This is a genomic window from Anaerococcus sp. NML200574 (genome assembly GCF_026131665.1).
Taxonomy (GTDB): Bacteria; Bacillota; Clostridia; order Tissierellales; family Peptoniphilaceae; genus Anaerococcus; species Anaerococcus kampingae.
In genome coordinates, this window is sequence record NZ_JAMXSM010000007.1 from 54614 (window position 1) to 68235 (window position 13622).

The following is a 13622-nucleotide window of genomic DNA, read 5'->3' on the forward strand; positions in this document are numbered from 1 at the left end:
GCTCTTTTTTTATAAACATTTAAAGAAGAAAGGTGAGGATTATATTTTTAGAAGAAATTAAAAACACATCCAAGTCCGTAATACCCATAGCCATCCTAGTAGTGGTCCTGAACCTCTTTGTGGGAGTGGAAGCTAAGCTACTAATCAACTTTTTTATAGGATGTGTGGGAGTAATTCTTGGCCTGGGAGTATTTCTAACAGGAGTAGAGATTTCAATTTCAGAAATTGGATCTATGATGGGGGATTTTATAGCAAGATTTGATAAGATAGCAAAAGTGGTATTCTTTGGTATTTTTATTGGCTTTACAATTTCAGTTGCAGAACCTGATTTGCTGATTCTTGCTAATGAAGTAACAAGTGCTGTGGGAATTCCTGCCCAAATTATTGTTATGATCATATCCTTGGGAGTGGGAATGATGATTTCCCTGGGCCTATTTAGGATATTTAAGGAAATAAGCTTATCAAATATGATGTGGGCATTATATCTTACAGTCTTCGTCCTAATGATATTTACAGATGATGTGGGTCATGCAATTGCCTTTGATGCATCAGGGGCTACAACAGGAGCTATGACCACTCCTTTCATAATTGCCCTAGGCCTAGGGGTGGCATCCCTTAAGGGCGAGAGGACTGAGGATGATTCCTTTGGCCTAGTAGGTCTTGCATCAACAGGTCCTATACTTGCAGGACTTATCATGAGTTTATTTTCTAAGGGAGGAGATGTCCTAATCGAAGAAGCTGCTCATAGGTCGGCCCTATATAGTGGTTTTATTAATTCTACCTTTGCTATAGTGCCAATTGCCCTTGTCTTTTATATAATGAATTTTTTATATTTTAAGGTAGAAAAAGATGAGCTCAGAAGAATCAGCATAGGAATGCTTTATACCTATCTTGGCCTTATAGTATTTTTGACAAGTGTTGAAGGCGGATTTATGGAGCTTGCAAGAGTCATGGGCGAAGGCCTTGCCGATTCCAAATTCCTCCCTCTAATAGGTTTTGTACTTGGGCTTTTGGTAGTCTTGGCAGAGCCAGCCGTATCTGTTCTTGCCGAGCAGGTAGAGGATGTAACAGGTGGTTCTATACCAAGGAAAAATATCCTAGTAGCCCTATCTATAGGGGTTGCCTTTGCGGTGATGCTTGCCATCTTTAGGATAAGAATCGATGGTTTTGCCCTATGGATGCTAATTGTACCAGGCTTTTTACTTTCCCTAATCCTATCAAGGAGGGTTGACCAAATCTTTGTTGGTATAGCCTTTGACTCAGGCGGGGTAGCCTCAGGGCCAATGACAGCCACCTTTATTTTGGCCTTTTGCCAGGGAGTTGCTGGAAATATAGCTGATGGCTTCGGGGTAATCGCCTTTGTAGCCATGATGCCGGTTTTGACCATTATGATAATGGGTAACTTATATAGGAGATAAGATGCAATTTTTAAGAATAGTTCTTCCGAGAGGGAAGGGATCAGGATTTATGAAAATTCTACAAGACCATGGGGCAAGTGCTATTTCATGTTTTTATGGAGAAGGATCAGCACCAAGCCACATCCTAAATTCCCTAGCCATTGATAAGACCAAGAAGGAAGTAGTGGTCGGTCTAATAGAGGAAGATATAGCAGGTAAAATTATTGAGAAAATTTCAGATAAGCTTAAGTCTGTAAATACAGCTATAGCTTATTCGACAGCTTTAGAGGGAGAAAATAAGATGGAATATGTATGTTTGTATGTCATTGTGGATAGACATATGGGCCAAAAAGCCATCCACATAGCTCAGGACAATGGAGCAAGGGGTGCTACTGTCATCCATGGTAGGGGCGCTGGAGAAGAAATAAAGGGCAGGATATTTTTTAATATGAATATAGAGCCTGAAAAAGACATGGTAGTAATGCCAATTAAAAAAGACCTTGAAGAAAAAATTACAGCAGAAATATATAAGCAGATGGATTTGGAAGTACCTGGAAAGGGTATAATATATTCTGTACCAGTAAACCACGTAGCAGGACTAGTGGAACAAAACAATTAAGGAGCAATAATGAAACAATTAGATACATTTGAATTTAGAGAAAAGGTAGAAAATGGAAGTGGCCTTTGCCTAGTAGATTTTTCTGCAACTTGGTGTGGACCATGCAAGATGCAAGCACCAATCCTTGAAGAATTGGCAGATGAGGTTGACTATAAAATATATAAGCTAGATGTGGATGAATCTAACGAAATAGCTGCCCAATACAATGTAAATGCTGTACCAAGCCTTTTTATATTTAAAGATGGTATCCTAAAACAAAACCTAGTGGGCTTTCACACCAAAGATGCCATAATAGAGGAAATGAGTAAATTCATATAATGAGATATGATATTGCAATAATCGGCGCAGGTCCTGCAGGACTTAGCGCCGCTTTAAATTCTAAGGTGAGAAACAAGTCAGTAATAATTTTTGGGACCGATTCAAAAAAAATTACACAGACTAGGTCCATCAGAAATTACCTGGGCTTTGGGGAAATAAGCGGCAAAGACTTAAATGAAAATTTCAAAAAGTCCCTTGCAGGATATCCTATAGAAAGGTCAAGTAAGAGAGTTAAAACAGTCTATGCCATGGGCAAGTATTTTGCTCTAGAGATAGAAAATGGTGATATGATGATAGAAGCATCATCTGTAATAATTGCCACAGGCATAGAGCTTGCAAGAGATTTAGAAAATGAAGAGAAATTCTTTGCAAGGGGTGTCAATTATTGTGCAACTTGCGATGCAGCCCTCTACAGAGGCAAGAAAGTCGTAATTATAGGCTATAACCAAGAGTCGATTGAAGATGCAAATTTTACATCAGAAATAGTTGGAAAAGTGACCTTTGTTAACATGACAAAAAAGGAAGTAAAACTTAACGATTCTATAGAGGTTATAGAAGGAGAAATCCCATTAGGCTTTGAAGGAGAAAATCATGCAGATAAGCTCATCTTTAAGTCTGGTAGGGAAATTGAGGCTGATGGATTTTTTATAATAAAAGACTCATCCAAGCCTGAAAGACTTATCCCATCGATAAAGCTAGATGGAAACCACATCCTGGTAAATAGGGACCTTGAGACAAGTATCAAGGGGCTTTTTGCAGCAGGAGATATCACTGGCAAGCCTTATCAAATAGCCAAGGCTGTAGGTGAGGGCCAGATAGCAGGCCTTAATGCAGCAAGCTATCTTTCAAGCTTATAAGACTCTCTATGATATTAAATGTAAAATATAGACTTTTTATAAAAAAGCAGTTTAATATAGGTAGTGAAAACACTGTAAAAAGAAATGGAGGAGAACGTGGCAACAGAACACATAGATTTTTTTGAATTTAACAATACAATCTTCTCTTTGATTAGAGAGATTTCACATAAAATAGACCTACTATTGACAGAAACAGCAAATAAGCTAGATCTTACTCCCCTACAGATTAAGATCATAATCGCCCTATTTTCAAGCGATCAAGACGTATCCATTGGCAGCCTTGGCAAGACCATAGGAGTAACTGGGGGCAATATCTCAAATATTTGCAAAAAATTAGAGAAAAAAGGCTTTGTTGTTAGAAAAAGAAGCGAAGCTGATGAAAGAGTAGTAAACGTTGAGCTAACTGAAGAGGGAATCAAGGCAAGCCATGTGGTTGGCGAATATTTTGATAAAATCAGAAAAGATTTTCCAGATGATATGGTAGATTTAAACCTTGAAACCATAGTCTCAGAGCTTAGAGAATTAGACGTATTACTTGATAAGTATATATCAAGGAGAAGTATATGAATCAAAAAGGAAAGAAAAATAGACCCTTAATCTACTATTGGATAGGGGCTTTAATAGTATATTTTATTTTTAGTTTCCTCTTTAATCCGATTGCCAAAAACGACGGAGCTAAGGAAGTAAACTACAGTCAATTTGTATCAATGATCGAAAATGATCAGGTAACAGAAGTAAGCAAGGACAATTTAAAATACACCTTCAAGGCTAAGGTAGATGGCAAAGAAAAAACCTACCAAACAGGTCTTTGGGAAGATACAGACCTAACTGAAAGACTCCTTGCAGCCAAAAAAAGAAATGATAAGCTAGAATTTGGCAAAGACATAGAAACAAGGATGAACCCTTACCTAGCAGTCTTCCTCCAAAGTATTCTTCCACTTATCTTTATAATGGTAATCTTCTACTTCGCATCAAGGTCTTTATCAAAGACTATGGGTGGCAGAGGTGGAGCTGATTTCATGAACTTTGGCAAGTCCAATGCCAAGGTCTATATGGAAAATGAAACAGGCAAGACCTTTAAGGATGTGGCAGGCCAGGAAGAGGCCAAGGAAAGCCTAAGCGAAATAGTAGACTTCTTGCACAATCCTAGAAAATACAAGGAAATTGGAGCCAGAGTTCCAAAGGGAGTTCTTTTAGTAGGCCCTCCAGGAACAGGTAAGACCCTCCTTGCCCAAGCAGTAGCAGGTGAGGCCAAGGTACCATTCTTCTCTATATCAGGATCTGAATTTGTAGAGATGTTTGTAGGTATGGGAGCATCTAAGGTAAGAGACTTATTCAAGCAAGCCAAGGAAAAGGCCCCATGTATAGTCTTCATAGATGAGATAGATGCCATAGGTAAAAAGCGTGATGTTTCAGGATATTCAGGCAATGACGAACGTGAACAAACCCTAAACCAACTCCTAAACGAGATGGACGGTTTTGATGCGACAGAGGGAGTAGTATTACTAGCTGCAACCAACAGGCCAGAAATCCTTGACCCAGCCCTAAAAAGACCGGGAAGGTTTGATAGGCAAGTCCAAGTAGAACTTCCAGACCTAAAGGGCCGTGAAGACATCCTAAAAGTCCACGCCAAAAAGATTAAAAAAGAAGAAAACATCGACTACGAAGAAATAGCCAAGAGAACTGCCGGCACATCCGGAGCAGACCTTGCAAATATAGTAAACGAAGGTGCCCTAAGAGCTGTAAGAGAAGGCAGAAATAAGCTAAGCCAAGAGGACCTTGAAGAATCAATCGAAACAGTAATAGCAGGAATGCAAAAGAAAAATGCTGTAATTTCAGATGATCAAAAGAAAATCATAGCCTACCATGAAGTGGGCCATGCTCTAGTAGCAGCCATCCAAACCCACAAGACCCCAGTCACAAAGATAACCATAATCCCAAGAACAGGCGGGGCTCTAGGTTATACCATGACAGTCGATAAGGATGAGAAATATATCATGACCAAGCAAGAGCTATTTGATGAAATAGTAACCCTTGCAGGAGGTAGGTCAGCAGAAGAGTTAATCTTTAACACCAAGACAACAGGTGCCTCAAATGATATAGAAAGAGCTACAGCTATAGCCAGAAACATGGTCACAATCTATGGTATGGATGAAGACTTTGACTTCATGCAACTAGAACAAATTCAAGGCCGCTACCTAGGTGGTCAAAGAGCCATGATAGTATCAAATGGTACAGGCAATAAGATAGATGAAAAGGTAGGAAAAATAATAGCAAATGCTCACATGAGAGCTATAGAAATCCTAAAAGACAACATCGATAAACTCCACGAAATCTCAGACTTCTTATTAAAAGAAGAAACCATCACAGGTGAAGAATTTATGGAAATCCTTGAAGGAAAGAAAAATAAAGAGGTAAGTGAAGAAAAAATCGCAGACAATACCGATGTAGATGTCAAAGACTTAGAAAATTCTAAAGAAAATATAAAAGAAGAAAATCCACAAGAAGGTCCAAAAGAGGATGAAAAAGTGGAAGAAGATAAGGAAAATAAGAGATTTATAGACTTATCAGGCGATGAAGAATAAGAAAAACCGGCCATTTGGTCGGTTTTTTATTGGGTAAATATATTTATAATGATTTATACTTTTTGAAAATTAAAAAGGCCAATAGATTTTTCCCTGCAATTACTTTATTTCCTTATTCGAGATAGGGGAGAAGCTATTAGATTTTTTAGAAAATAATTTTTAAGAAAATATTTCATTAAAAGAGAAATATAGACAAGCAAAAGAGCTGGAATCATCTACCAGCTCTTTTTGCTTGTCCTAATCATTAACCTTGAAAACCAAAGTGTAATTAAGAAAAGCATAGGATGACCATTTTTCATTGGTTACTGGGACTATCTGAACGAGTTCCCAGCCTTCCTTTGCTTTTTCATTGATGATTTCCTTGCACTTTTCAAAGGTGTCTGTTTTTCCTGCCTTAAGGCCGCCCTCAAAAGGGACTTCGATAAATTCGTATCTCATAAGCTGCCTCCTAGTATTTTTATACCCACTTATAGGGATTTTAGGATGTCGTAGGCTTCTTTTAGGGAGATATTTTGATCTTTTGCCAAGGTCTTAGCGGATTCGTATTCTGGATAGGTGAAGATTTTATCTTTATAGCTAACTTGCTTTGCAAGGTAGTCCTTTCCCTTATAAGAGATTTTGATAATTTCCCTATCTAAAACTGTCCTGTCTAGGTCAAATTTCCTTACACCGATGCTTGTGGTTTGGGTAAAGATTATATCTTCTATAGCTTCTTCATCCTCTGCCTTATAAATTACTGATAATTTATAGGCTGGGCGGTTTTTCTTCATAAAGATTGGAGAAAAGTAGCAATCAAGTGCCACTTCCATAATTTTTTCTAAGGTGAATGCTAAAAGCTCTCCACTTTGGTCATCTATATTTGTTTCAAGCAGTTTTACAGTTTTTTTTTATCTATTTCAATTTCCATGACCCTTAGGATATTGGTTGACTTTTCAAAGTCTTTGTTGCCAGCTCCTAGGCCGATTTTTTTGATTTTAAAGCTTGTTGGGGCTTTTTTATAGAAATATTTGACTATGGCAGCTCCAGTTGGAGTGATGTGCTCGCCTTCTTCTCCTATAAAATTAAGATTTATATCTGAATCAGCTAGGATATTTGCCACAGCTGGAACAGGTATTGGCATTGGGCCGTGGGCACACATTTGGTAGCCGGAACCCTCATAGAGGTCTGAGAAGTAAATATTTTCTACTCCCAGGTCATCAAGAAGGATTGCTACTCCTACTATATCTATGATTGAATCAACAGCTCCGACTTCGTGGAAGTGGACCTCTGTTTTATCAATGCCATGGGCCACAGCTTCTGCATCTGCTATTATATCAAAGATACCGAGGGCATTTTTCTTGATATTTTCATTAAGGTCTGAGTCTTCTATGATTTTTCTAATATCCTCTATATTTCTGTGGACGTGGTCGTGGTGATGGTGGTGGTCATGTGTGTGTTCATGGTCATGATCGTGATGGTGGTGGTCATGATGATGGTCGTGATCATGGTGGTGACCTTCTAGGATGACATCAAAATTATAAGCATCTATGCCATTTTTCTTGACTCTTTCAAAGACAAGTTCGTAGCCATCAAGCTTTAGAGATTTGATGCCTTCGACTAATTTTTCTTTGCTAGCTCCTAAATCTAGGAGGGCTCCTATGGTCATGTCTCCTGCTATGCCTGAATACATTTCAAAATATAGGTCCATATTAATTTCCTTTCGCTATTAATTTATTTATCTGACAGGCTGCGTAGGCTGCTCCGTAGCCATTGTCTATATTTACAACGCTAACTCCCTCTGCACAAGAATTTATCATTGATAGGAGGGCGGTGATTCCGCCAAGATTTGCTCCATAGCCAACTGAGGTTGGGACAGCTATGATTGGCTTATCTACAAGGCCTGCAAGGACTGTAGCCAGGGCTGCTTCCATGCCGGCTATGGCTATTATAACATTGGCTTTTTTTATATCTTCTATCTTATCTAGGAGCCTGTGAATGCCAGCAACACCCACATCTGTGTAGGTTTTAACCCTTGCTCCCAAAAATTTTGCTGTAATTTCTGCCTCAAGGAGGACTGGCAAATCGCTTGTGCCTGCACAAACTATGGCAATTTCACCGATTTTTTCTTCTTCCTTACTAAAATCTAGGGAGATAATCCTTGCAAGTTCGTTGTAGGTGACATCATCTAACTTGGCCTTAACTAGATCAAACTGGGCCTTGCTTGCCCTAGTTCCTATTACAGATTCTTTTTTCTTGGCAAAGGCTTCAAAAATTCTTACCAGGCTTTCATCATCTTTTGATGCGCAATAAATGGCCTCAGGAAAGCCCCTTCGAGATTTTCTAGAAAAGTCTATCTTGACAGCATCGCCTACATCTTCATAGCCCTTGTCATTTAGGATTTCAAGAGCCTCTTCATCGCTTATCTTGCCTTTTTTTATGTCATCAATTAGTTGTTTCTTATCAATCATAGGCTGTACTTGTCCTTTTCTTCTTTTGAGAGTTTTATATCCATTGAACCAGACCTAAAACCCTCCATATCAAGGCATATATAGGAATACCCAAGGTCTTTTAGTTTTTTAACAATAAGGTCGTAGTCCTTAAAAAACTTGGGGAAGTCTGCCTTTTCAATTTCAATCCTTGCAAGGTCATCGTGGTCCCTTAGTCTAAATTTTTCATAGCCAAGACTTCTTATAAAGCCTTCTGCCTTCTCTAGCCTATCTAGCTTTTCTTTTTTGATTTCTGTCCCATAAGGAAATCTGGTTAAAAGACAAGGAGCTGATGGTTTTTTGGCCACCCTGAGGTCAAGCTCTTCTGCAAGGCGTCTGACATCTGCCTTAGAAAATCCTGCCTCATTTAGGGGACTTATAACCCCCAAATCCCTTAGGGCCATAAGGCCTGGCCTATAAACCTTGTGATCGTCTGTATTTGTTCCATCGACAACAGCACCATAACCTTCCTTATCCTTTAGCTTTAGGGCTTCACTAAAGAGGGTTTTCTTGCAATGGTAGCACCTGTCCTTGGCATTGTGGGCGATTTTCTCATTGGTGAGTATGTCAACCTCCCTTATAACTAGGTCTACACCCATTTCCTTGGCTAGCTTTATCGCATTTTCCTCTTCTTCCTTTGTGGTTGCCATGGCCTTAAAAAACATGGCCCTAATATCGTTTTCACTTTCCCTATAAAGGCTTGCAAGTTTCATGATAAGGGCTGAATCAACACCGCCAGAAAAGGCTAGGATAAATTTATCTTTTAAGAGGTCTTTGATAATTTTTATTAGTTTCTCTTTTTTTTCTATATATTTCATAAGTATCCTTATTAAAAAAATAATTAAGCCATATTTTTAGAAAATACAGCTTAATTTATGTAAATAGGTCCACATGGACCTATACATAACAATGTAATCGAGTGTTAACGATAATTGTGATGTATATTCATTGTACTTAAAGCTTAGCAAATTGCAATTAACTTGATTAAGTCTAGATTTTTTTGTGGTATAATAATTCTAGTTAAGATTGAAATATAAAGGAGTTTTTATGAAAAATAATGCGAAAAGATGGATAGCGGTAGGGCTTGCAGTTTTAATCCTAGTTGCTTCCATGTTTATGAAAGACACTAGCGAGGAAAAAGAGGCAAGGGGCTTATCATACCTTAAAGATTTGGGCAAGTCTCAATTATTCGACCAAGAAATAATCCAAGGGACAAATCCTAGCCAAAAGATAAGAAAAATTTCTCTAGAAGGGGTAATCCAAGGCGATGATAATAGCCAATTTGTAATCGACCAGCTTAAGGAAGCAGCAGATGACCCAACTACAAAGGGTGTCATCCTTGCTGTAAATTCACCAGGTGGTTCTGTTTATGTTTCAGAAAAAATCGCCAAGGAAATTAAAAAACTTAAAGAGATGAAAATCCCAGTTTATTCTGTAATGGAAGAGATGGCTGCATCTGGTGGTTATTATATATCTGCCCCTACAGATAGGATATATGCTTCAAATGAGACCCTTACCGGATCAATCGGTGTAATAATGGGTGGTCGTTCCTTCCAAGGACTTTTTGAAAAATATGGAATCAAGGAGCAAAACGTGGTTTCTGGCAAGATGAAGGACACAGGCACCATGGGTAGAGATTTAAATGATGAAGAAAAAGCCTACCTCCAAGGTCTCGTAGATTCAGCCTTTGGCCGTTTTGTAAAAATTGTTTCTGAAGGAAGGAAAATGAGTGAGGCAGATGTTAGAAAGCTTGCCGATGGTAGGGTTTATGATGGAGCTCAAGCTGTAAAAAATGGCCTAGTGGATAAGATTGGCGATATTGACATGGCAATAGATGATATGATTAAGGAAAACAAGCTAGATGACCCACAAGTAGTCGAAAGCTCCTTTGCCAACCTTTCTTTCAGACAACTTTTCCAAAAGGTAGAAGACCTTAAGAAATCTTCTTCTGATCTTGCTATCTTAAAGGAATTAATGGAAGAAAATAGGCAAGCTCCTATGTATATCTACGGGGGAGTCTATGGAAAATAAGAAGATTTATAAGGAAAGAGACTTTGCCTACGCTTACTCATCCTTTGGTATAAGGCTACTTGCCTATATCATCGATATGATGATCGTATCTGCTCTTTTCACCATAATTAAATTTTTTATCCCTCTTGGAGAAGAAGTAAAATTTATGGGTTTAGGTATTTACGCATGCCTTAATATAATCATAAGCCTAGCCTATTTTACAATCACATCCCTAATTACAAGAGGACAATCCCTAGGTAAGATTATAACTGGACTTAGGGTGGTATCTTTAGATGGTTTTGACCTATCAAATAGTCAAATACTCATAAGGGAAATTGCAGGAAGATATGTCCAAAATAAATTGATTTTCCTATATGCCCTAGCCCTTTTCACACCTAAAAAGCAAACTTTAATCGACCTTTTCACAGACACAGCTGTCGTAAGGGAAGACGCCTATAGGGATTTATATGCAAAAGAAATTTAGATAAATTTACTTTTTAGGAAATTTATTACTAATAAAACAATAAAAATCATTAAAATAGCACAAAGATAAGCTTTGACGACCTTTGTGCTTTTTTTATCTATATTTCGCACTAGCCACCATATAAGGTATGGTAAGTATAGATTTTGAGAAAATACCACTACATCTAGTAGTTAGTTTGGAGATACAATGAAGATAATTAAAAGAGACGGATCAAAGGTTGACTTCGAGATAGAAAAAATCAAAAGAGCCATAGCAAAGGCATTTATCTCGGTAGACTCATCTATAAGCGATGAGAAATTAGATAGCATAGCTCAAAAAATAAGGGATACCATCAAGAAGAAATTCCCCAAAGACCACACAGTTACAGTAGAAGAAGTCCAAGACTTGGTAGAGCTTGGTCTTATTGATGAAAACTACTACAGAGAGGTAAAATCTTTTATCCTCTACCGTGCCAAGCACAACATGGATAGAAAAGTAATCTACGATTTTAAGGAATATATAGACGATAAGGACCTTATGGAAATAATAGCCAAGGTCCAAAGAGAATTTGATAGCCAAAGATATCCTATAGAAAGTTTGTATTTTAAATTTGAATCATTCACAAAACCAGACATGAATGAAAAACAAATCCTAGAGGCCATCATAAGGGCTGCAAGTGAGCTAACAAGCAAGGAAGCTCCAGATTGGGAAATAATTGCAGCCAGATTTTTAGCCTACAAGATGAACCTAGAAATCAAGGAATATGAAGAAAGATATGAGCTTTATGATTTCAAATCAAAGATTAAATTCCTTACAGAAAAGGGTCTTTATGGGTCATACATGCTTGAAAATTATACATCTGATCAAATAGATGAATTAGAATCCTACCTAGATTATAAAAGAGATGACATCTTTACCTACTCAGGCCTAGACCTAGTAAGGAAGAGATATCTAATAAGAAGCCATGATGGCCACCTCATTGAAAATATCCAGGAAATGTTTATGGGTATTGCCATGCACCTAGCCATTCCAGAAAAGGATAAGATTGGCTTTGCCAAAAGACTCTACGATATTCTATCAAGCTTAAAGGCAACCATGGCCACACCTACTATGACCAATGCTAGAAAGCCATTTAATCAGCTTTCATCATGCTTTATAGAGACTGTTCCAGATACACTTAAGGGCATTTACAGGTCTATAACCAACTTTGCCGAAGTCTCTAAACACGGTGGCGGCATGGGCATGTATTTTGGAAAAGTCAGAGCATCAGGCTCAGACATAAGAGGTTTTGAAGGAGTAGCGGGTGGAGTAATCCGCTGGATAAGACTTGCAAATGACACAGCAGTAGCAGTAGACCAACTTGGAGTAAGACAGGGAGCAGTTGCAGTTTATCTAGATATTTGGCACAAGGATATGCCAGAATTTTTAGGACTCAGAACAAACAACGGCGATGACAGGATGAAAGCCCACGACGTCTTCCCAGGAGTTTGCGTGCCAGACCTCTTCTGGAGAGAAGTAAGGGATAATATGGAAGGCGATTGGCATATGTTTGACCCACACGAAGTGGAGAAAAAATATGGCAAGGCCATAGAAGACACCTACGGCGAAGAATTTGAAGAATTCTACCATAAGCTAGTAGCTGACAAGGACATATCAAGAAGAATCATGCCAATCAAAGATATGGTAAGATTGCTAATCAAATCTTGGTCAGAAACAGGCACTCCATTTATTTTCAATAGAGACCTAGTAAATAAGGCCAACCCAAACAAGCACGCAGGCATGATTTATTCATCAAACCTCTGTACAGAGATTGCCCAAAACATGAGCCCATCAGAAACCATCTCCCAAGAGATAGTCACAGAAAATGGGGAAAAAGTCATAGTAAATAAGACAAGGCCAGGCGACTTTGTAGAATGCAACCTAGCAAGCCTAACCCTAGGAAAGCTTGATGTAAACAATGACCAAGAGCTTGAAGAAACAGTAAGAACAGTAGTAAGGGCCCTAGACAATGTAATAGACCTAAACTACTACCCAACCCCATATGCCCAAGTTACAAACAAAAAATACAGGGCCATAGGCCTAGGCACAAGCGGATATCACCATATGCTCGTTAAAAACGACATAAGCTGGTCAGATGAAGAAAAACACGCAGCCCTAGCAGACAGGGTCTATGAAGATATAAATTATTATGCCATCAAAGAAAGTGTAGAAATTGCTAAAGAAAAGGGGTCATACGAAGTATTTGAAGGCAGCGATTGGCAAAATGGAGCTTACTTTACAGACAGAGATTATACAAGCGAAAGATGGCAAAATCTTGCCAAAGAAGTCAGGGAAAATGGCCTAAGAAATGGCTACCTAATGGCAGTAGCCCCAACAGGATCAACATCAATAATCTCAGGCACATCAGCCGGAGTAGACCCAATAATGAGCCGCTACTTCCTAGAAGAAAAAAAGGGAGCCATAGTACCAAGAGTAGCTCCAGGCCTAACAACAAAGACCTTCTGGCTCTATGAAAATGCCCACGATATAGACCAAAATATCTCCATGAGAATGGCAGGTGTAAGACAAAGACACATGGACCAAGCCCAATCTGTCAATATCTATATAACAACAGAATACACCATGAGACAAATCCTAAATATCTACCTTACAGCTTGGGAAAGTGGAGTAAAAAGCATATACTATGTAAGAGGTAAGAGTTTGGAAGTGGAAGAATGTGATACTTGCTCCGCATAGGATTTATCCAAGATAAATATATTTTAGGGGATTATCCCCTAAGACGGGTCTGTAAATAATTTTGTGTATCAACCTAAATCCTGACATTAGGGTAAGGGTTGATACATTTTTTATGTATCAATGTTTGTCCATTCCTATAGGAATGGAGCTTTTCTTAATTTTACACAACTTT

The 13622-nt window shown here is 38.4% G+C and carries 14 protein-coding genes; 9 read left to right on the forward strand and 5 right to left on the reverse strand.

The features are described 5' to 3' along the window. Positions 1-32 precede the first annotated feature (32 nt). From NH286_RS05015 to ftsH, 6 genes are all read left to right on the forward strand, one after another. Positions 33-1418 (forward strand): DUF1538 domain-containing protein, encoded by a 1386-nt coding sequence (locus NH286_RS05015; RefSeq protein ID WP_265237356.1) that lies wholly within the window; start codon positions 33-35, stop codon positions 1416-1418. Between the two features lies 1 nt (position 1419). Next, complete coding sequence (locus NH286_RS05020; RefSeq protein ID WP_265237358.1) at positions 1420-2016, forward strand: transcriptional regulator; 597 nt, start codon at positions 1420-1422, stop codon at positions 2014-2016. A 9-nt stretch (positions 2017-2025) separates the two neighbouring features. Next, positions 2026-2334, forward strand: a complete 309-nt coding sequence (gene trxA, locus NH286_RS05025; protein WP_265237361.1) for a thioredoxin — start codon at positions 2026-2028, stop codon at positions 2332-2334. Further along, complete coding sequence (locus NH286_RS05030; RefSeq protein WP_265237363.1) at positions 2334-3191, forward strand: NAD(P)/FAD-dependent oxidoreductase; 858 nt, start codon at positions 2334-2336, stop codon at positions 3189-3191. The genes trxA and NH286_RS05030 overlap by 1 nt, the downstream gene beginning before the upstream one ends. 96 nt (positions 3192-3287) lie before the next feature. Beyond that, the gene (locus NH286_RS05035; protein ID WP_106461269.1) at positions 3288-3758 is read left to right on the forward strand and encodes a MarR family winged helix-turn-helix transcriptional regulator; all 471 of its coding nucleotides are present in this window, start codon (positions 3288-3290) and stop codon (positions 3756-3758) included. After that, positions 3755-5776: an ATP-dependent zinc metalloprotease FtsH gene (gene ftsH, locus NH286_RS05040; RefSeq protein ID WP_265237365.1), complete on the forward strand. Its 2022-nt coding sequence runs from the start codon at positions 3755-3757 to the stop codon at positions 5774-5776. The genes NH286_RS05035 and ftsH overlap by 4 nt, the downstream gene beginning before the upstream one ends. Positions 5777-6013: 237 nt before the next feature. On the opposite strand, the gene NH286_RS05045 is transcribed toward ftsH, so the two are convergent. Genes NH286_RS05045 through larE form a run of 5 tightly spaced genes read right to left on the reverse strand, consistent with a single transcriptional unit; the run spans position 6014 to position 9059 of the window. Then, on the reverse strand, positions 6014-6214 hold the full coding sequence (locus NH286_RS05045) for a DUF4177 domain-containing protein (RefSeq protein WP_106461271.1): 201 nt from the start codon (positions 6212-6214) through the stop codon (positions 6014-6016). A 29-nt stretch (positions 6215-6243) separates the two neighbouring features. Further along, positions 6244-6648 carry a nickel insertion protein gene (gene larC, locus NH286_RS05050; RefSeq protein ID WP_321160848.1) on the reverse strand — a complete coding sequence of 135 codons (405 nt, stop codon included), beginning with the start codon at positions 6646-6648 and terminating at the stop codon, positions 6244-6246. Positions 6649-6650: 2 nt separating this feature from the next. Next, positions 6651-7463: a LarC family nickel insertion protein gene (locus NH286_RS05055; RefSeq protein ID WP_265237368.1), complete on the reverse strand. Its 813-nt coding sequence runs from the start codon at positions 7461-7463 to the stop codon at positions 6651-6653. A gap of 1 nt (position 7464) precedes the next feature. Continuing rightward, on the reverse strand, positions 7465-8223 hold the full coding sequence (larB, locus tag NH286_RS05060) for a nickel pincer cofactor biosynthesis protein LarB (RefSeq protein WP_265237370.1): 759 nt from the start codon (positions 8221-8223) through the stop codon (positions 7465-7467). Beyond that, entirely contained in the window at positions 8220-9059 is an 840-nt protein-coding gene (gene larE, locus NH286_RS05065) for an ATP-dependent sacrificial sulfur transferase LarE (protein ID WP_265237371.1), read from the reverse strand. The genes larB and larE overlap by 4 nt, the downstream gene beginning before the upstream one ends. Before the next feature lie 229 nt (positions 9060-9288). On the opposite strand from larE, the gene sppA reads away from it, so the two are divergent. The 3 genes from sppA (at position 9289) to NH286_RS05080 (ending at position 13450) form a co-directional block, all read left to right on the forward strand. Continuing rightward, positions 9289-10272, forward strand: coding sequence for a signal peptide peptidase SppA (gene sppA, locus NH286_RS05070; protein ID WP_265237372.1), 984 nt, complete (start codon positions 9289-9291; stop codon positions 10270-10272). Then, a complete protein-coding gene (locus tag NH286_RS05075) occupies positions 10262-10735 on the forward strand; it encodes an RDD family protein (protein ID WP_265237373.1) in 474 nt (157 codons plus the stop codon). Before sppA ends, NH286_RS05075 begins: the two co-directional genes overlap by 11 nt. A gap of 186 nt (positions 10736-10921) precedes the next feature. Next, the gene (locus NH286_RS05080) at positions 10922-13450 is read left to right on the forward strand and encodes a ribonucleoside-diphosphate reductase subunit alpha (RefSeq protein ID WP_265237375.1); all 2529 of its coding nucleotides are present in this window, start codon (positions 10922-10924) and stop codon (positions 13448-13450) included. Positions 13451-13622 lie beyond the last annotated feature (172 nt).